The following is a 19,848-nucleotide window of genomic DNA, read 5'->3' on the forward strand; positions in this document are numbered from 1 at the left end:
AATACGACACGGAGTCAACATGATCGAACCACCGCAGCCCGGTTTCACCGGTGTGGTCTGGGGCGCGCGCGAGCCGGATCGGCTGGCGCGTGAACTGTCCACCGGTCCCGGCGCGATACCGATGGCCGAGGCCGGTGCCGCGTGGACCCGGCTGGCCGCCGGATTCGGTGCGGCGGTCGCCGAATACGAACTGATCGTCACCTCGATGCGCGGTGCGTGGCAATCCAACACGAGCGGCCCGGTGCTGGACCGGATTTCGCGGCTGCGCGATTGGCTCGCCGATGCCGCGACGGCCGCGGGCAACAACGCGGTACGCGCCGAAACGCAAGCCACCGCTTACGAATTGGCACGGATGACAATGCCGCATACCACCGAGATCCAGGCCATCCAGACAGTGCAGCGGATGCTCGAATCGATCGGCGGCGCGCTCGGCGCACCGATCAAGGCAGTGGCTGCCCAGGCCGATACCGACGCGGATATGGCGAAGGCGGCGGCCGCGCGGGTGATGCAGACTTATGAGGCCGCGACCGAACCGCTCGCGACACCGTGGATTCAGCAGGAGCCACCGGCGATCGCCTCGCCGGCGGCGCTGGCGGCCGAGAAGACGAGCGCCCCGGTGACGGCAGCGACATCAGCCCTGTCTGCCCTGCCCGCGATCACGCCGGGCATGTTCATGCGGGGCGGAATCGGTGCGGCGCCGACGTCCGCGAAGTTGCAGCCGTATCGGGCGCCGGTCTTCACCGAAGCGCCCACGCCGGTGGAAGTGACTACACCACAACCGGTTCCGACATCCTCCGCGAGTTCCGGTGCGCTGCCGATGGTTCCCGGCGCGATGACGGCAGGAGCCGGTGCCGAGGAAGAGGAATACGCCCCGCGCGCGGCCGCCGTGACCGGCGATGCCATCGGCGCCGATCTCGGCATCGCCGCCGCTCCGGCGGTACTGGGTGCTCCGGTGGTACTGGGTGCTCCGGAAGCGCCCACGGCCACCAGTCGGACGGCATCGGGAGGTGCCGAATGACGACCATGACCAACGATGGTCTGCTCGCGGTCGCCGAGCGGCTCGGCGTCCAGACCTTGCCGCTGGTGCTTTCGGTTGGTCCGCAACAGGATTCATACGATGCATGGGTCGATTCCCAGCAGCGCGCGGTGACCGAGCTGGTCGGCGCGGGCGTGCTCGACGCCGATGGCGATGTCGACTCCGAACTGGCCGACGCCATGTTCACGCTGGCCCAACCTGATCGCGAGCTGGTCGCACGGATCTATGCGACCGCGCCCGACGGGACACCCGCGGTGACCCGAATCTGCCTGGCCCGTCGGGGCGAAAAGCATGCCATCGCGGTGCGCACCGGCGACAGCTTCGACGTGCGGACCGTCTGGGCGGACGGATCGGGCGAGGCGCTGGTGCGTCCGCTGCTCGATGCGCTCGGACCCGCAACGCCCGCGGAGGTGGTCAATTTCAGCGCGCTGTCGACCGAATTGAGCCAGCGGCTCACCGCTAGCGACTGCTTGCAGGTCGCTCGAAACAACAATGCGGCGCGAACCTCCGAGGACTACGCGGACGCCGTATATGCCCTGGGTGTCGCCGATCGCGATGCCACCGCATACGGGCTGGCCTTCGCCTCCTGCCACGCCTTCGCCGAGATCGTGGCCTACGCCCATCTCGACGGTACGACCACCCGGCCGCCCGGTGCGGTCGCGGTCTATGACACCGGACGCGGTCGCATTGTGGCCGCGCCCGGGATTGCTGCGGATCAGCAGGTCTGGTCCACGGTGACACCGGGCACCGATCACCGTATCGCGCAGGCGATTTCGGCATTGATCGAATCATTGCCCGGGGGAAGGTGGCTTCCGCAGTAAACCTTCCGGCGATGTCACCCGACATCGTTTCCGGGCATTGGAATCACAACACGAGAGGGTGTCCACGATGAGTGGTGAAGGTGTACACGTAGACGAGGCAACCGCGAAGAAGGCCGAGGAGTTCATGGCCGCCGCGGTCGACAACATGCAGCGCACGCTGAAGAAGATCGATGACGAGGTCGCCGCGGCGACCCACTGGGAAGGCGATGCGAAGGCGGCGTTCGTCGCCGCCTCGACCAACTGGGCCCAGCACTCCCAGGAGTTGCACAAGAAGCTCAACGCCATTACCGAGCAGGTCGGTCACGGCACCCAGCAGTACATCCAGATGGAGCAGGCGAACCGCGAGGGTTTCGAGCACATCAGCCTGTAATCGCCTGGGCCGACACACTATTCAGTCTTCGATTCGGAGGTAATCACCATGACTATGGCATACGCCAAGGGCCCGATGATGGCTCTGTTCAACGATCTGGTCACCCTGCACGGCGACCTGATCAAATACGGCAGCGATATGGAGGACGCGGGCGGCGTGCTCAAGGTGGCGTGGGAGGGCAACGTGGCCCACGCCAGCTTCAAGCAGGTCTACGACGCCTGGCACTCCGAGTACGGTGACACGCTCACCTCACTCGACAATGTCGCCGCGGCGGTGGAGAACTCGCTGCACCGCGCGCTCGGCACCGACAGCAAGATCGGTGACGGCTTCGGGGCCTGAACCTCACCGTAGCGATCGCTTGCGGGTCGCTCGAAAAGGCGCAGCACGGCCGGTCGGTAGCGTTACGTTTCCGGACCGGCCGTGTTCGTTCGATTACCTTGCTGCGGCGAGGGATTCGCCGATGTACCACATCTCGTCCGGGGTGGTGACCATATTGACCGTCGCGCTGGCCGTCGAGGTCCGCACCGTGATCAGGTTGGGAGCCGAAATATCCTGCACCAGAACGATATCGGCATCGAACTGCGCATCGGGCTGCTCGGGCGCGCGGACGTGCACGATGGTCGCGCCACCGGTCAGCGCGGTGGGTGCGATGCCGTCGAAGACCACCACGGTCGCGGTGGGAATGGGCCCGCCGGGTTGCGGTGGTGCGAGGTGATGCCCAGCACCGGCGAACCGCGGAGCCAGCGAGAGCGAATGCGGCGCATCGACATTGGCGACCATGGACTGCCAGGCCTCGGGCCGGTCGGTGTGCACGATGGTGTGCGCACCGAGGGCGATGGCCCGCAGGATGACCTGCTGGGCCAGATCCAATCGACCGATCACCTCGAGATGTCTGGTGCCGTCACCGATCAGTGGTACCGCGATGCCCTGACCGGCATTGTCGGCACCGATCAGCTGGCCGCAACCGGCGGTGGGCACGACGATTCCGTCCAGCGCGGCGAGCGGGCCGCGGTAATCACCCGCGTGGTCGCCATCGCGACGAGCGGTGCGGGCGGGCAGACAGTCCAGCAGCGCGCGGAACTGCTCACCCGGCAGCGTGCGCAAACCGGGCACCGGCGGCTCGATCGGTTCGGACGCGGTATCGAAGCGGACCAGCGCGCCCAACCTGATCGGCGGGGAATCGGTTTCGCGCCCATCGCCGGGCCGCTGCGCACCGGGCCGCAGGCGCACGGTGACTGTGGTGGTCAGGCTGGGCGTGGCCCAGATATCGGCGAAACCGGGCGAGCCGACCAGTTCCGGGCCGATCTCATAGCTGGTCAGGTACAAGCCATGGTGTACCAGCGATTTCGGGGTTTCGACGAATCCGTCCAGTGGTATGCCGCGGGTGAGTTGGCGCACCGCGCTGTTCATCTCGCCCGCGGTCAGCACCGATACCGAGATGTCACGGGCGGCGAGTCGATTGGCCACCCTTCGGGTCGCGATGATCGCGGTCCGCAGCGCACCCGCGCCGCCACCGCCGCGGTTGTCGACGGCCTCGGCGTTCGCGAGCGGATCCAGTCGCAGCACCAACCAGACCGTGCGATGCGCGATGGCGGGCAGCGGGCCGAGGATGCGGTCGTAGAGCTGTGCGACCGGACCGCCGCCCGCGGTCCGCGCGCCGGTGCTGATCACATCGATCGAGGTCAGGTTGATATCGAATTGGCTGAGGCAGCGGCCGATTTCGGTGAGCGGAAGCACCTGGTCGGTGGACAGCGAACCGCGACGCAGCAATGTCAGCGCATCCGGTGGCGGATCGATGCGCAACATGGTCAGCAACAGATTGCCGTCCCAGCGCACGCCGTAACTGCCGCCCTCCGGCAGCGGCACATCGAAGGCGGCTTGGCCGGTATCGGCGGGGCCGGGCCGGGTCCGCCGCCAGCGAAAGGCGATCGCGCGCGAGAGAATGCCGACGATATTGCGTGGCTCGCGCCGACGCACCGGTACCGCGCCGGCAATGAGAACGGCCGCGGCGACCGCGATCACGGCGACCGTCGGCGCATGCAGCGCCGTCGCGATCCAGGCCGCGATCGCGGCAATCAGCGCGAGCGGAATCGTGAGTCGCAAAGGCATTTGACGCAGCAGCCAGAATTCCGGATCACGTAACGTTGTGTGCGTAGCGTTCACGGAGTTTTCGTTTCCGGTTAATTCACGCGCGTTCGCTCCGGAGTCGGTATCGCGTTTGTTCACAGCCCCGTCCCCGATAATCAGACCAGTATTGCGATAACAGTACCGCGCAACACGCGTGCGCGCCGTGGCCTTTTCGCGCGACCTGCAAGCAGTCGCTACGGATGGAGTTGGTTTGCTCGATTGTCGCTGAATTGACACCGCGGCACCGAACGATACTGTAATTACCCTGTTCCCCCCGTAGTTCGATGGAGACCATGTGCCGGCTCAGCTGACCACCAAGGCCCAGGTCAACGGCTACCGCTTTCTGCTGCGCCGACTCGATCACGCACTGGTCCGCCGCGATGTGCGGATGCTGCACGACCCCATGCGATCTCAGCTGCGTTCGATGCTCGTCGGTGCCACCCTCGGCCTGCTCATGGTGGCCGGCGCGGCCATCCTGGCCTTCCTGCGTCCGCAGGGCGCGATCGGCGACGCGAATATCGTGATCGGCAAGGACAGCGGCGCGCTATATGTGGTGGTGGCCGAATCCGAGGACAAGAAGGACGACAAACGCCTGCATCCGGTGCTCAACCTGGCCTCGGCCCGGCTGATCAGCGGCAGCAACGAATCGCCCAAATCGGTGAAGGATGCCAAGCTTTCGTCGATGCCGCGCGGTCCGATGCTCGGAATCCCGGGTGCGCCCGCGGCACTGCCGGGTTCGACGCAGGGCGGCCGCTCGGACTGGTCGCTGTGCGAAACGGTGCAGCTTTCGATCACGGGCAGCGCGGCCGCGGCGACCGGTGTGGAAACCGCGGTCTTCGCGGGTAAACCCCAACTCGACGAACGCATTCGGACTCTGGGTCCGTCGGATGCGCTGCTTGTGCGACGCGCCGATAAGACCTATCTGATCTATGACGGTAAGCGCGCGGAGGTCGACCTCGGCAACTCGGTACTGGCACGTGCGCTGAACCTGGCCGCGCACAAGCCACGACCGGTCGGCACCGGCCTGCTGGATGCCGCCGTCGCGGTTCCGCCGCTGGCCGTGCCGGATATGCCGAAGGCCGGACAGCCCGGTCCGGCAAAGCTTTCCGATGTGCCGATCGGCGGAGTCATCGCGGTCGGCGGCACCGGTCGCACCGATCAGTCCCAGCTGTATGTGGTGCTCGCCGACGGTGTGCAGCCGGTCACCGATTTCGCCGCGCAGGTCATCCGCACCGCGAATTCCCAGGGCATGCGCGAGATCAAGGCCGAACCGCCGGATGTGCTGACCAATATGCCGGTACTACACCAGCTTGCGCTCGACCACTTCCCGGTCAACACCCCGAAGATAGTTTCCGCCGAGGACGCCCCGGTCACCTGTCTGAGCTGGGCAAAGGGGCCCGAATCCGGCGACGATGCGGCCGAAAGCCCCACCGACCGCGCCGCGATCGCCCTGCTCGCGGGCAACCGTGTGCCACTGCCCAGCTCGGCTGAGCCGGTGAGCCTTGCCACCTCCGACGGCACCGGCGATCGGGTCGATTCCGCCTATATCCCACCGGCTTCGGGGGAGTTCGTGCAGGTGACCGGAACGGAGCCGGGCAGTTTGCGCCGCGGTGGCCTGTTCTATGTGGCGGACAACGGAATCCGCTACGGCATCCCGGATATTGCCACCGCCCAGGTGCTCGGACTCGGCGGCGAACCGCGCCTGGCCCCCTGGTCGATCATCGGTCAGCTGGTGCCCGGACCGACACTGTCGAAGAACGATGCGCTGGTCGAGCACGATATCTTGCCTGTCGGAAACTGAAGTCTTCAGACTCCGAGCGAAGCCAGCACACTGCCGAGCGCGGCCTGCATATCCGGCGCTTCGATGCGCATGAGCACCGTCTCGTCCACCGCGCTCAGATCCAGCGACTCGTCATTGGCCAGGCGGAATTCGCGTTCCTCCTCGGCGGATTCGATGATGTTGCGCACGAATCGACCATTGCCCGCGAGATCGATGCCCCGGCGCGGCTGTCCGCTCTGATCGACCCGCTCGGTCTCGTACAGCCGTCCGCACGCCTCGATCAGCAGTTCCATTGCCCCCTCGGACAACTCGGAATCGCGTGAGCGGGCGATCAGGCTACCGATCTGGCCGAGTTCGGTCGGGGTGTAGGACGGGAACTGCAGGCGTTTGGCGAAACGTGAAGCCAGACCGTCGTTCGCGGCGAGCAGCCGGTCGATCTCGCCGTCGTAGCCCGCGATGATGACCACCAGGCGGTCGCGGTCGTTTTCCATCCTGGCCAGCAGCGTATCCACCGCCTCGCGGCCGAAGGCGTCACCGCCCTGCAGACCGGTTTGGATCAGCGTGTATGCCTCGTCGATGAACAGCACACCGTCCATCGCGGTATCGATCAGCTTGTCGGTCTTGATCGCGGTGCCGCCGAGGTTCTGGCTGACGAAGTCCACGCGCTTGGCCTCGACGACCTTATCGGTCTTGAGAAGTCCCACGCCGCAATAGATTTTGGCAACCACCCGGGCGATGGTGGTCTTACCGGTGCCGGGCGGACCGGTGAAGGCCAGGTGGTTGCCGCGGGCCATGCTGGCCATACCCTTCTCGGCCCGGATCTTGGCCAGCTGCGCGGTCGCCTGCAACTTCGCGACCTGCGTTTTCACCGATTCGAGGCCGATCTGCTTATCCAACTCGGCGCGCGCGTCGGCGAGGATCTTCTTGGCGCGGTCCTCGGCGTCGGCATGCCGCATCGCCTCCACCGAAGGCGCCGAGGCCGGATCCCAGCGGTCGATGCGCGCGTCGATCGACTCCTTGGTCGTCACCGTGAGCCGGTAGCTGCGATCGCGCATGGCTGCGGTATTGGCGGCGAAATCCGGTGCCTGCGAATACACCTTCTCGAAAAGGGCCTGCGCCTCGGCCTCTTTACCGGTCTCGCGCAGGCACAGGCCGCGGCAGAACATGGCGGTGGTTCGGGCCGCCGGGATCGGACCCGCCTCGGCCTGTTCCATGCGCCGGATGGCCTCGCCGAACAGGCCGAGCTGGGCACAGGCCGAACCGACCATCACATGCGCGCCCGCCGCCAGATACGGGTCGTCCCATTCGGCGGATCCGGCGAGTACGGACATCACATCGGGCCAGCGCTGGGTGTTGAAGTGCAGTACGCCACGGATATACGCGCAGATCCGGTCGTCGATCTCGCGATCTGTATCGGAGAGCATCGAGGCGCGGTGGATGGCGAGTTCGTCGAGCACCCGTTCCGCCTCGTCGTACTCCTTTTCGGAAATCAGCTGTGCCGCTTGGGCCAGCCAGATTTCGGTATAGCTGGCCAGCGGGTAGTCGATGTACAGCCCGGCCAGGAAGCGTCCGGCCAAGGCCCGCGGCGCCAGCCCCAACCGGCGTTGCTCGCGGAAAAGTGTTGTCCCACTGTTCTTGTACAGGTTGTAAAGCACCTCGGTGGTGACCTCACCGGCGGCGGCCCGGCCCAGCCAGGCATCGCACATCGTCGGATCCCACTCGGTGGCACGCTGGAACGCCAGTTTCGCGTACTCGAGATCGCGAGCCGATTCCTGTCCGTCGATCGTCAGGCCCAGCGACAGGATTCCGGCGTCGAAGGCCCGTTGTGCTTGGCGGTTGCCGGTCATTGCTGTCAAACCCCGAAGTGTTGGATTGAGCTATCTTTTTTTGCTGCGCGATTGTCCGCGTACGTCTTCCGACCAGCTTAGCGATCGCGTCGGATCGGCTCGTCCGTTACATTATGTTTTGCTACCGATAGGTTGCAAAGTGTGCGACAACCACATGCGACGGGGGGAACGTTCGTGCGAGAGTGGATCCGAGTCGTAGAGTTGGTTCGACAGGTAGGAAACCGGGCGCAAGTGTTTGGATCGTTCCGTAAAGAGCTGGGGCCGGTGCACAATTGACCGAACCATTGAGCAGCGGCACCCGCGCCGCCGAACCCGAACTGTGCCGAGTGTCCGTCATAGGCGGAAATACCCAGCTCGATGTCGGACTTCCGGCGACCGTGCCGATCGCCACATTTATCGGTGATCTCGTCGCCCTGATCGAATCGCGCAATCCCGATGTGGTGGAAAGCGACGATGGCGGCGCCCCGCTGCACACCGAACACTGGACACTGGCTCGGTTGGGCCGTGACGCCATCGCACCGAGCCGCAGTCTCACCGACGCCGAGGTCTTCGACGGCGAACTGCTGGTGCTGCGTTCGGTCACCGCGAAGGAATCGCCCGCGCTCTTCGACGATGTCATCGATGCGGTATCCCGGCTCACCAGTGTCGATTTCCATGGCTGGTCGCCCGCTGCGGCGCGCTGGACCGCTCTGGTCGCCGCCGTGTCGGCGGTGCTGCTCGCATTGCTGCTGCTGGCTGCGGGACGTTCGCACGGAGGTGGTCTCGCCGCGCCGTTCCTCGCGACCAGCGTCGCCATCATCACCGCCGTCGCCGCGGCCATCGCGGCGCGTAAGTACGCGGACCAATTGACGGCAACCTGGCTGTCACTGTGTGCGCTGCTGTTGTTCTTCGGCGGCGCAGCACTGTTCGTGCCGGGCGATCTCGGCAGTCCGCATCTGCTGCTCGGCTGTTCGGTCACGCTGGTGGCCGCGGCTGTGATCTATCGCGCCACCGCGACCGGTGCCGCGCTCGCCGCCGCCATCGTGACCGTCGCGCTGTTCGGCGGAATCGCCGCATTGGTTCGGATGATCTGGGATTTCGATCTGCCCAAGATCTCCGCCGCAATTCTGGTGGTGGCCATCACGCTGATCTCCGCGGTGCCGCGGCTGGCGGCAGTGGCTGCGCGGCTGCCGATCCCGCCGGTACCCACCGCGGGCGGCGCGATCGATCCGGCCGATCACGAGCCGCGCCCCACCATCGAGGGCATCGGCGCGATCGGCGCGACGGCACTGCCCTCGGCCGCCGGACTCGGTGAACGCGCCAGGGCCGCAAACCAGTACCAGACCGGCATGCTCGTCGCCTGCGCCATTGCCGCGGCGGTCGGTGCGCTGGGTGCCGCGGATCCGTTGGGATCCGCACCCTGGCAAGGGATTACGCTTGCCGTGATCGCAGCGGTGATCGTCAGTTTGCGCGGCCGTTCCTTCGCCGATCTTGTGCAGGCCGGTGTGCTGATCGCGGGCGGCTGCGTCATAGTCGTCGGCCTGGTTACCGGACTGGCCCTGGGCGATTCGGATCTGCTGCTGCTCGCGGGTGTGCTGCTGCTCGCCTTCGCCGCGGGGATTGTGGTTTTCGGCGTGATCGGTCCGCACCTCGAGGTGACGCCGGTGACCCGCCGGGCCATGGAAATCACCGAATATCTGCTGATCGTCGCGGTGATCCCGCTGGTGCTGTGGATCATGGGAGTGTATTCGATGGCCAGGAACCTATGATTGCTCGGGCGAGCCAGCCCGGCGGGCGGCGCAGGACCGCAATCGTCTGCGCCGCAGTGGTTCTCGGCGGGTCGGTGCTCGGTTGGGCCGCTCCGGCCGGTGCGGTCCCACCGCCGACCGTCGACCCGGGTGCACTCGGGCCCGCGCAGGCGCTCAGTGGTCGGCCCGCGCCATTGGAGCCGACCGAACAGAAGGTGGTCTGCGCCGAACTGTCGCTCATCGGTGGCCCGCCCGCGGAACCGCCGCTGCCGCAGCGTGTGCTCGACCTGCCCGCGGCTTGGCAATTCAGTCGCGGTGCGGGACAGAAGGTTGCGGTCATCGATACCGGCGTGAATCGGCATCCGCGACTGTCCGCGCTGCAAGCCGGTGGTGACTACGTCTCGGACTCCGATGGCACCGTCGACTGCGACGGCCACGGCACCCTGGTCGCGGGCATTATCGCCGCGCGCCCCAGCCCGGATGATGCCTTCGTCGGTGTCGCGCCCGATGCCGAGATCCTCACCATCCGCCAATTGAGCACACATTATGAGCGCAAGGATCGCGCGGGCGACCAGCCGCCGGATGCCATGGTGCGCTCCGGTTACGGCAGTGTGCTCGCCCTCGCCGCCTCGGTGGTCCGCGCCGTCGATATGGGTGCCACGGTCATCAATATTTCCGAAGTCTCTTGCAGCGCAGTCGGAACCGATACAGCCGATGTCCCGCTCGGTGCCGCGGTGAAGTACGCCTACGACCACAATGTGGTGGTGGTCGCCGCGGCGGGCAATGTGGACAACGGCGGCGCATGCGAGAAACAGAACGAAGGTGCGGGCTGGGACAGCGTGCAGACCATCGCGAGTCCGGCCTGGTTTCAGCCCTACGTCCTGACCGTGGCCTCCATCGATCCGAACGGCTCACCCTCGGCGCTGTCGCTGCACGGGCCGTGGGTCGGCGCCGCCGCCATCGGGCGCAATATCGTCTCGCTCGACAATAAGCCGGGCGGCACCGGACTGGTCAATGGCGCGGTCACCCAGGAGGGCACCGGAACCATACAGGGCACGAGTTTCGCCGCACCCTATGTCGCCGGACTCGCCGCACTGGTCCGGTCCCGGTTCCCGGAACTCACTGCGGGACAGGTCATAGACCGAATCACCCGCACCGCCCAAGCGCCTGGCCAGGGTCGCGACGACCGTGTCGGCCACGGCCTGATCGATCCGCTGGCCGCGCTCACCGCCCAACTCCCGGACAAACCGGTGAGCGTCGGTGCCGACATTCCACGTGTCATGGCGGCCCCGGTACATCCGGCGCGACCCGATCCGCTGCCGCGCCGTGTCGCGATCATCGGCTCGGTCACCTGTCTGGTCGTGCTGGGACTCGGTGCGGCACTGTCGATTCCGTTCCGACGCGCTCGCGGTTCCGCCGACCTCGAGTCCGAAGTAACTTAAGCAGTAGAGGGACCCATGGCTACCGAAGGTTTCGTGCGCCGCCCCCGCATCGCCCCGCCGCGCGCGCCGGGCGGTGAGGTGGCGTTGAATTCGCCGCCGGAGATCCAGCGGGCCATGCCCGGACCACTGATCATGAAGTTGATGCCGGTGATTATGGTGGTCGCCGTCGTCGGCATGATCGCGATGATGGTGATGATGGGTCGCAACCTGCTCGCCAACCCGTTCATGATGATGTTCCCGATGATGATGCTCATGTCGATGGGCGGCATGATGCTCGGCATGCGGGGCAACGGCCCCAAGGGGGCTGGCGAACTCAACGAGGAGCGCAAGGACTACTTCCGCTATCTGGACCAGATGCGCAAGGACGTCCGCCGCACCGGCAACAAGCAGCTGGAATCGCTGATCTGGAGTCATCCGGAACCGATCGATCTGCCGTCGGTGGTCGGCACCCGCCGGATGTGGGAGCGTAGGCCCAACGATCCGGACTTCGGACATGTGCGGGTCGGGGTGGGCAGCCATCGGTTGGCGACCAAGTTGGCACGTCCGGAAACCGGTCCGCTGGAAGATCTGGAGCCGGTCTCCACCGTGGCATTGCGTCGTTTCGTACGAACCCATTCGGTGGTGCACCAGCTGCCGACCGCGGTATCGCTGCGGGCCTTCCCGGCCATCAATATCGGCGGCGACACTGAGGAAGCCAGAATGCTGGCGCGCGCGATGCTGATGGAGCTCACCGCATTTCACGGGCCCGACCACGTCGCGGTCGCCATAGTCTGCGCTGATCCGGACGGATCCGCCTGGGAATGGGCGAAATGGCTGCCGCACCTGCAACATCCGACCGTCCGCGACGGCATGGGCTCGGCCAGAATGGTGTACGGCTCGCTGGCCGAACTCGAAACCGCACTGGCCTCCGAACTGCTCGAGCGCGGCCGCTTCATGCGCAATCCGCAACCGACACAGGGCCGTTTGCATCTGGTGGTCATTATCGATGACGGCTACGTCAACGGCACCGAGCGCCTGGTCAGCGAATCCGGTCTGGACTCGGTCACCGTGCTCGATCTGACTGCACCCGAGAACGGCCTTGCCGCGCGGCGCGGCCTGCAATTGGTGGTCGGTGACGGTGCGGTAAGCGCGAAAAGCGCTGCGGGAATAGAGAAATTCGCCGCCGCCGATGAGGTGAGCACGGCCGAATCCGCATCCTTCGCCCGCAGCCTGGCCCGGTTCCGTATCGCGACGGCCGCACAGATCGTCAGTCTCGGCGACGACACCCGGACCGATCCGGGACTTATGGCGCTGCTGAAGATTCCGGATGCCGCGCAGATCGAACCATCGAAAGTCTGGCGTCCGCGCACGGCTCGTGAGCGGCTGCGGGTGCCGATCGGCGTCACCCCGGACGGCACCCCGGTCGAAATCGATATCAAGGAATCCGCCGAGAGCGGTATGGGACCGCACGGATTGTGTATCGGCGCAACAGGTTCGGGTAAGTCCGAATTCCTTCGCACGCTGGTGCTTTCCATGGTTACGACGCACTCGCCAGATGCCCTGAACCTGGTGCTCGTCGACTTCAAGGGCGGCGCGACCTTCCTCGGCCTCGACTCGCTGCCACATGTCGCCGCGGTCATCACCAACCTCGAGGAAGAACTCTCGATGGTGGACCGCATGAAGGATGCGCTGGCCGGTGAGATGAACCGCCGCCAGGAATTGCTCCGCGCCGCAGGCAATTTCGCCAATGTCACCGACTACGAGAAGGCGCGCGCGGCGGGCGTCGCGCTCGACCCACTGCCCGCACTATTCGTCATCGTCGACGAGTTTTCCGAATTGCTCTCGCAGAAGCCGGATTTCGCGGATCTGTTCGTGATGATCGGCCGCCTCGGTCGCTCACTGCACGTCCATCTGCTGCTGGCCTCGCAGCGACTCGAGGAGAACAAGCTGCGCGGCCTGGACTCGCATCTGTCCTACCGGATCGGTCTGCGCACCTTCTCCGCCAACGAGTCCCGCGCCGTACTCGGCATTACCGACGCCTACCACCTGCCCGGCATTCCGGGCTCGGGTTATCTCAAGAGCGATGCCGACGATCCGTTGCGATTCAACGCAACCTATGTGTCCGGGCCGTATGTCTCACCGAGCGGCAGCCGACAGGTGGATGGCCGGGTGGTCGGCGGTCAGTCGCCGACGGTGTTCACCGCCGGACCGGTCGAGGCGGCGCAGCGACCGGGGCCGGTGCGGATGGAGCTGCCCGACCTGCCGCCGCCACCGGGTGCGCAGCCGGAAGGGGAGTCGCTGGGCGGCGTGCCGGAGACGCTGCTCGAGGTCGTCGTGAAACGCCTTACCGGACACGGCCGCCCGGCACACGAGGTCTGGTTGCCGCCGCTGGACGAATCGCCGACGGTGGATATGTTGCTGCCCGATCCGGATTGGCGTTCCCCGGTAAACCGGCACGGCCAGCTGTGGATGCCGATCGGCATCATCGACAAACCCTACGAACAGCGCCGTGATGTCCTGACCATCCAATTGGCCGGTGCCCAAGGCAATGTCGCGGTCGTCGGCGGTCCGCAGTCTGGCAAGTCGACCACCATCCGCACGATCATCATGGCCGCCGCGGCGACCCACAGCCCCGAACAGGTCCAGTTCTACTGCCTCGATTTCGGTGGCGGCAGCCTCGCCGGTCTGTCCGGTCTGCCGCATGTAGGTTCGGTCGCGGGCCGCCTGGACGGCGATCGGGTGCGCCGTACCGTCGCCGAGTTGACCACGCTGATGCGCCAGCGCGAGGAGCGCTTCGCCGAACTCGGCATTGAATCCATGGTGGATTTCCGGCGCCGCAAGTACTCCCAGATGGAGGCCCGGCTGATCAACGGGACCGAGGCCGATCCCAATGATCCGCTCGCCGCGGACCAGTTCGGCGATGTTTTCCTGGTCATCGACGGCTGGGCGGCCATGCGCGAGGAGTTCGACACCATCGAACCGCAGATCACCGCCATTGCGGCACAGGGTCTTTCGTACGGCATCCACCTGATCATCGGCGCCGCGCGCTGGGGTGAGATCCGGCCCAATGTGAAAGATCAGATCGGTACCCGGGTAGAGCTGCGCCTCGGCGACCCGACCGATTCCGAAATGGGCAGGCGCACAGCGGCTCTGGTGCCGGTTGGTCGCCCCGGTCGTGGTCTCACACCCGATGAACTGCATATGCTCATCGCACTGCCCCGACTTGATTCCGATTCCGATCCGCAGACGCTGGCGGAGGGCGCCGCCCAGGCCAGAGATCAAATGCAGCAGCTCTATCCGGGCCGCCGCGCCCCCGAGGTGCGGATGCTGCCGTTGCAGATGAGTCGCGACGAGGTCGTGGCGATCGCGCGCAAGCACGCGGTCGAACTCGGCCCGACCAAGGTCCTCGTCGGGCTCGGCGAGAACGAATTGGACCCGTTCGTCTTGGACTTCGGTCAAGAGCCGCATTTCATGGCCTTCGCCGACGTCGAATGCGGCAAGACGACGCTGCTGCGCAATATCGCCATGGGCATTACCGAGAACGCGACACCGGAACAGGCCAAGATCATCCTGATCGACTACCGCCGCAGCCTGCTCGGCGTGGTCGACGAGGCCCATCTCGGCGGCTATTCCACCTCATCGCAGACCTGCGGACCGATGGTCAACGAACTCGCCCGCTACATGTCCAAGCGCATCCCGGGCTCCGACATCACCCCGCAGCAGTTGCGCGAGCGCAGCTGGTGGACCGGACCCGAAATCTACCTGCTGATCGACGATTACGACATGATCACGGCGGGCATCAACCCACTGCTGCCACTGCTGGAATACCTGCCGCAGGCTCGCGATATCGGTCTGCACGTGGTTGTCACCCGCCGCACCGGCGGCGTCTCGCGCGCCCTCTACGACAACGTGCTCGGCGGTATGAAGAACCTCTCCGTCGACGCGCTGATCATGAGTGGCCCCAAGGATGAGGGCAAGCTGATCGGTGATGTCCGTCCGATGAAGCTGCCGCCCGGGCGCGGCATCCTGGTGTCGCGCAACCGCGGTCAGGAGATGGTGCAGATCGCCTATCTGCCGCCGCTGTGAGCCTCGGGCGCCGACTCTGGCGTCGGCTGCGGCACATTGGTCAGCGTCGACGTCCTCGGCTCGAAGGTCCAGCTGTCGGAACGGCGTTGGAACAGCGCACGGGACGGTCCCGAGGCGGCCGGGCCCGCGATCCTGGCCAGATGGAAGCCTTCCTTGTGGTAATAGGCATGCAGATCGGTATTGGTTGTCCAGGCGTCCAGTCGGACCCAATGGCGTTGTCGTTGGCGCGCAAGCGATGCGGCGTGGGCCAATAGGCGATGGCCGACGCGCTGGCCGGCGAAGCGGAGATCGACGATCATGAAATGTGCGATCACCGCGTCGGTCAGTTCCCAAGGCGACCACAACCCCGGGTCCGACCGGTCGTTGACGGTGATCGTCCCGGCCGGTTCCCCGGCCACCTCGGCGATCCAGGTTTCGCCCGCGTCCAGCGATTCGCCGACGGCCCGCGCGAAGATCTCGATCGGTAGGCCGCGGGCCGCGACGGTCCACTGATCGGAGCCGCGCGCCGTGAGCCAGGCCGTGCGCTGGATCCGAAGCCGGCAGATCGTGCCGAGATCACTCAGGGTTGCCCGGCGGATGCTATTCATGACTGCACCGTATTCATGGCGGAACGTTTTTCATGGCAATGAGATACCCGGCCCGTAGGAAATGCCGAGCGTATGTCGGATGACGTTGCTGCCCGCGTCGTCGCCGAGTTCGTAGGCCAGCCGGTTGCGGGTGGCGATCGACCGATGCCGGGTGGCCCTGGTGATGCGCTCATGGTTGGCGCCGATGCGTAGATGGTCCAGCAGTATGGTGCCGGTCGCCACACCGAGCACGATCGCCTCCTCGGCACTGGCCGGGCGGGCGACGAGCGTGTCGCGGTGCGCGGTCTCGGCGTGGCCGCGGTCGGCCAGCCGGCGTGTCGTGCCCTCGGGAATATCGTGCGGCGAGTCGATGCCGGTCGCCTCCGCCAAATCCCGTGGATAGAAACTGACCTCCCACGACCATGGTTCGTTGTCCAGGAACTGGACGACCGTCCTGGCCAGCACCCAGGAATTCTCCGACACGCCCAGCCAATGCGCCACCTGCGGATCCGCCGGTTCCATCTTCGCGCTGAACTCCTTGGTCGGCTCGCGATGTGCGGCGCGCGCGATCTCTTCGAAAATATCGTGGGCGGATTGCGGACGATCCGGACGAATATGGTCGGTGACAACCGATTCCAGAACTTCTTGGTTTCGTACGATGGTGCCACGGGAAGTAGCTGTGTAGACCAGATTTTCGGCAACGAGCACGTGAATGGCGTTGCGCGCGGTAGTGATCGAAACCTGCATTTGATCGGCCAGCTCGGTATGGCTGGGCAACCGATCGCCCGGATTCCACTTGCCTGCGCGGATCTCCTCGCGGAGGAGGTCTGCGATCCGGAGATACGTCGGACCGTCCGCCATCTTGCTCCTCGGTCAGTCATGCAGGTAACGAAGTGTACTCTTCGTGACTCCCTACGGCCCGGTAACGCTTGACAGGTGCCTTCAGAGGTTTATTGTAATGAACGTCCTGATCCAGGTGTTGTGCGGCGATGACGGCGAGGCAACGTGGCAGGTTCGGATTCATCAACGGTTGTGATGGCTCTTCCAGGCACACCGAAGTGTGTCGATTCGACGGTGCAGTCCCTGACCCATGGACTACTTCCCACGTCGGATCTACTTGTACGGGCGTGTCGCGGTCACCGAGTTGTCGGTGGTCCGCTGCTCTGGTTCGCCCGTGACCTAGCGATTCTGCACGAAAGACGGCTCGTCGGTCGTGGCGGATCGGTATCCACCGATCCAGCGACGATCCTCGAAATCGAGCGTCGCAGAATCGAATTGGTCATGGCGATCGACGATTGGGTGGCGCGCAGTGTGCCGCAGCATCGGCTCGGCGCGACACTACACACCGAAACCGTCGGTTCGGTTATCGACCGGATCGCGGAGTCCTCGGTCCGCGCGCACCACGCGTTGATGACGCTGGACGCGCACGACGAACAACTACACGGCGCATGGCATCATCTGGCCGAATTGGCCGATGCCTACGACGATTTGGTGCGCGATATCCTCGCGGGCCGACGCCGACTCCCGGAGTGGTGACGACCCGGGTGACGAGAGGCCGTGGCTTCCCTACCGGCTAGCCACGGCCCCTTGCCGTTTCGCGAGTCGTCGAGCGCAGTCCAATGGCGGCGCCCATCGGATAGCGGGCCGCCATTCGGCTACCGTCGGCGTGCGGATCAGGCTACCGGCGTCTGGTGTTGGGGGACAGGCACCAGCGGCCGTGCTCGGCTTCGCGGACCAGATCGCTGTATGCATTGGACAATTCGGCTAGTCGCGTCCATGTCACGTGCATACGTTCGCCGGTCAGATCGTCGGTCATCAGCAGGTGGAAGGCGTGGTCGGCGGTGGCTGCGATGCGATCGATGATGTCACCGAGTGCGGCGTCGCGATGGTCGTCGGTGCGCAGCGTCAGGTGCTCGGTTGCCCAGGTATTGATATTGGCAACCAATTCCACTCGGAGGCAGTCGATTACGGCCGCACGCTGGGGATGCTCGCGTCTTATGCGGTGCAACCGGACCAGATCGCGCGACCATCGGCAGACATGGCCGCGGACCTGTTTTCCGCTCAGCGCGTACAGTAGTTCGCTGGTGCTCGGCAGTGCCGAGCCGGCATTCGTCCGCACCAGCATCGGAGGCCGACGGAACGTCGGGTTACTACAGTGCGCTGGCGCGTTCACAGCGGTGCAGTGAGCTCGAGGTGGATACCGTCGGGATCGCTGAAGGACAGGATCGCGATGCCGAGTCCGTCCAGCGGCGTGACCTCGCCGTGTTCGATTCCGGCCTCGGCCAGCCGGGCGGCGGTGCGGGCCAGATCGTCGACCGAGGGCACGGTGAAGCTGAGATGGTCCAGACCGACGCGTTCGGAATCGAATTTATCGGTTGGTTCGGCCACCGGGCGTAGTCCGAACAGCATTCCGTTCGTTTGGAATACGACGCCGCCGTAGAATTGGGCCGGATCGGTGCGCACCTGCGGATCCTCGGGTCGACCCGGTGATTCGACCGCGATCTCGAAACCGAGCACGTCGCGGTAGAACGCCTTGGAGCGGTCGATATCGGTCACGGTCAGGCGGATGTGGTGGATACCGGTGGTTTCGACGAGCGTCATTTGAACTCCGCGGGGCAGGCCGGATAGGTAGTACGAACCCTAAGCCGCTTATTCCGCAGTTCCGAGTGTCGGAAACGACATATTCAGTACTGTTTGCGACATGGATGTTGCGGTCTTCGTGCAGGACGGCGTCGCCGACCTCGGCCTCACCGCGGTACTGGAGACCTTCGCGACCGCCAATGGACTGCGCGAGGAACTGGAGACGGCACCCGAACCATGGCGGGTGCACATCGTCGCCGATGGTGAACAAGTGCGTACGGCGCACGGTTTCCGCGCGCAAACGACGCCGATGACCGAACTGCCGGACGATGTCGGTCTGATCGTCGTCCCCGCAACGCGCGTCCTGGATGCGGATGGGCTGATCGGCGTGGTCGCCGCACCCGCGAATCGGCCGGTGCTGCAACTGATGACGCGGGCCTATGAATCCGGCGCGCACCTCGCCGCGGCCTGCACCGGTACTTTCTACCTGGCCGAGGCCGGCGTGCTGGACGGCGTGGTTGCGACGACGAGTTGGTGGCTCGGCCCGGCCTTTCGACGCCGGTACCCGCGCATCGACCTGGACGAGAGCCGAATCCTGTGCCGGGCGGATCGGCTCACCACCGCCGCGGCCTCGCTATCGCATATCGACCTCGCGCTGGCGCTGATCGCCGCGCAGAGTCCGACCCTGGCCGAGTTGACTGCCCGGTATTTGGTGGTCGGCGATCGCCGCACGCAGATCGATTCCGCGATACCGGAGGTGATCGCCCGCAACGACTCCCTGGTCGCCGCATTCGAGCGCTGGGTGCGCGACCATATCGCCCAGCAGTTCCGCATCGCCGACGCGGCGCACCTGCTCGGCGTCACCGAACGCACCCTGCAGCGCGCCACCCAAGCCGAAATCGGGATGTCGCCCCGGGATTTCGTGCACGAGGTCCGGCTGGAACGCGCCACCCAACTGCTGCGCACCACGACCCTTACCATCGACGCGATAGCGGACAAGGTCGGCTACATGAACGGGGGCACACTGCGCGGACTGTTCCGCCGTCGTCGCGGTCGGTCCATCGCGGAGGTACGCGCGTCCCGATTATCCTGGTGAGAGGCGTGATCACGGCGTCGGTGACCACGACGGAGCGAGTCTTACCAGGGAGAAGTTCGCGGCCCGTCTCGCGTTCGCGCGAAGGCGCGGCCATCGAACTCAGCCGAGTGGCCGAAGCGCATCGCCGCAGGTGCGAGTCTCGGCTGTGCCGCTAGGACTGCTTGCGGGTCGAAAGGGGGCCGCTGGGACTGCTTGCGGTTGCTCGAGAGGGGGGCCGCTGGGACTGCTTGCGGTCGCTCGAGAGGGGGGCCGCTGGGACTGCTTGCGGTCGCTCGAAAGGGGGCCGCTGGGACTGCTTGCGGTCACTCGAAAAGAGCCGCTAGCGAACGCTTGCGGTCGCTCGACCGGGTCGGACGCGAGACACCAGGGGCCGGAAATACGCCGCGCGGCG

16 protein-coding genes are annotated in these 19,848 nt (G+C 65.8%); 10 read left to right on the forward strand and 6 right to left on the reverse strand.

The window, feature by feature from the left end; genetic code table 11:
* Positions 1 to 19 precede the first annotated feature (19 nt).
* From ACIBJI_RS18075 to ACIBJI_RS18090, 4 genes are all read left to right on the forward strand, one after another.
* Entirely contained in the window at positions 20 to 1,018 is a 999-nt protein-coding gene (locus tag ACIBJI_RS18075) for a PPE domain-containing protein (protein ID WP_364346151.1), read from the forward strand.
* On the forward strand, positions 1,015 to 1,857 hold the full coding sequence (locus tag ACIBJI_RS18080) for an ESX secretion-associated protein EspG (RefSeq protein WP_364346152.1): 843 nt from the start codon (positions 1,015 to 1,017) through the stop codon (positions 1,855 to 1,857). Before ACIBJI_RS18075 ends, ACIBJI_RS18080 begins: the two co-directional genes overlap by 4 nt.
* A 67-nt stretch (positions 1,858 to 1,924) precedes the next feature.
* Positions 1,925 to 2,227, forward strand: coding sequence for a WXG100 family type VII secretion target (locus ACIBJI_RS18085; protein WP_364346153.1), 303 nt, complete (start codon positions 1,925 to 1,927; stop codon positions 2,225 to 2,227).
* A 48-nt stretch (positions 2,228 to 2,275) separates the two neighbouring features.
* Positions 2,276 to 2,566, forward strand: a complete 291-nt coding sequence (locus ACIBJI_RS18090; protein WP_364346155.1) for a hypothetical protein — start codon at positions 2,276 to 2,278, stop codon at positions 2,564 to 2,566.
* A 93-nt stretch (positions 2,567 to 2,659) separates the two neighbouring features.
* Here the strand turns inward: ACIBJI_RS18090 and eccE are convergent, their stop codons facing one another.
* A complete protein-coding gene (eccE, locus tag ACIBJI_RS18095) occupies positions 2,660 to 4,390 on the reverse strand; it encodes a type VII secretion protein EccE (RefSeq protein ID WP_397084943.1) in 1,731 nt (576 codons plus the stop codon).
* 259 nt (positions 4,391 to 4,649) lie between these two features.
* On the opposite strand from eccE, the gene eccB reads away from it, so the two are divergent.
* Positions 4,650 to 6,155 carry a type VII secretion protein EccB gene (eccB, locus tag ACIBJI_RS18100; RefSeq protein ID WP_364346159.1) on the forward strand — a complete coding sequence of 502 codons (1,506 nt, stop codon included), beginning with the start codon at positions 4,650 to 4,652 and terminating at the stop codon, positions 6,153 to 6,155.
* A 5-nt stretch (positions 6,156 to 6,160) separates the two neighbouring features.
* Here eccB and eccA read toward each other — a convergent pair whose 3' ends face one another.
* Positions 6,161 to 7,981 (reverse strand): type VII secretion AAA-ATPase EccA, encoded by a 1,821-nt coding sequence (gene eccA / locus ACIBJI_RS18105; RefSeq protein WP_397085134.1) that lies wholly within the window; start codon positions 7,979 to 7,981, stop codon positions 6,161 to 6,163.
* A gap of 272 nt (positions 7,982 to 8,253) precedes the next feature.
* Here eccA and eccD point away from each other — a divergent pair, with 272 nt between their 5' ends.
* From eccD to eccCa, 3 genes are read left to right on the forward strand one after another with little or no spacing between them, the layout of a single operon-like run.
* A complete protein-coding gene (gene eccD, locus ACIBJI_RS18110) occupies positions 8,254 to 9,729 on the forward strand; it encodes a type VII secretion integral membrane protein EccD (RefSeq protein ID WP_397084945.1) in 1,476 nt (491 codons plus the stop codon).
* A complete protein-coding gene (mycP, locus tag ACIBJI_RS18115) occupies positions 9,726 to 11,150 on the forward strand; it encodes a type VII secretion-associated serine protease mycosin (RefSeq protein ID WP_364346163.1) in 1,425 nt (474 codons plus the stop codon). Before eccD ends, mycP begins: the two co-directional genes overlap by 4 nt.
* 15 nt (positions 11,151 to 11,165) lie before the next feature.
* Complete coding sequence (gene eccCa, locus ACIBJI_RS18120; protein WP_364346165.1) at positions 11,166 to 15,215, forward strand: type VII secretion protein EccCa; 4,050 nt, start codon at positions 11,166 to 11,168, stop codon at positions 15,213 to 15,215.
* On the opposite strand, the gene ACIBJI_RS18125 is transcribed toward eccCa, so the two are convergent.
* Positions 15,197 to 15,802 (reverse strand): GNAT family N-acetyltransferase, encoded by a 606-nt coding sequence (locus ACIBJI_RS18125; RefSeq protein ID WP_364346167.1) that lies wholly within the window; start codon positions 15,800 to 15,802, stop codon positions 15,197 to 15,199. The genes eccCa and ACIBJI_RS18125 overlap by 19 nt on opposite strands.
* A gap of 30 nt (positions 15,803 to 15,832) precedes the next feature.
* Positions 15,833 to 16,642, reverse strand: a complete 810-nt coding sequence (locus tag ACIBJI_RS18130; protein ID WP_364346169.1) for a GntR family transcriptional regulator — start codon at positions 16,640 to 16,642, stop codon at positions 15,833 to 15,835.
* Positions 16,643 to 16,816: 174 nt separating this feature from the next.
* On the opposite strand from ACIBJI_RS18130, the gene ACIBJI_RS18135 reads away from it, so the two are divergent.
* Positions 16,817 to 17,317: a DUF4254 domain-containing protein gene (locus ACIBJI_RS18135; RefSeq protein ID WP_364346171.1), complete on the forward strand. Its 501-nt coding sequence runs from the start codon at positions 16,817 to 16,819 to the stop codon at positions 17,315 to 17,317.
* 142 nt (positions 17,318 to 17,459) lie between these two features.
* Here the strand turns inward: ACIBJI_RS18135 and ACIBJI_RS18140 are convergent, their stop codons facing one another.
* Together ACIBJI_RS18140 and ACIBJI_RS18145 are read right to left on the reverse strand one after the other, a co-directional pair.
* On the reverse strand, positions 17,460 to 17,906 hold the full coding sequence (locus ACIBJI_RS18140) for a DUF4254 domain-containing protein (RefSeq protein WP_397084948.1): 447 nt from the start codon (positions 17,904 to 17,906) through the stop codon (positions 17,460 to 17,462).
* A gap of 44 nt (positions 17,907 to 17,950) precedes the next feature.
* Positions 17,951 to 18,382: a VOC family protein gene (locus tag ACIBJI_RS18145; protein ID WP_397084950.1), complete on the reverse strand. Its 432-nt coding sequence runs from the start codon at positions 18,380 to 18,382 to the stop codon at positions 17,951 to 17,953.
* A 100-nt stretch (positions 18,383 to 18,482) separates the two neighbouring features.
* Between ACIBJI_RS18145 and ACIBJI_RS18150 the strand changes: the two genes are divergently transcribed.
* Entirely contained in the window at positions 18,483 to 19,457 is a 975-nt protein-coding gene (locus ACIBJI_RS18150; RefSeq protein WP_364346177.1) for a helix-turn-helix domain-containing protein, read from the forward strand.
* Positions 19,458 to 19,848 lie beyond the last annotated feature (391 nt).

The organism is Nocardia sp. NPDC050408 (genome assembly GCF_044458905.1).
GTDB lineage: Bacteria > Actinomycetota > Actinomycetes > Mycobacteriales > Mycobacteriaceae > Nocardia.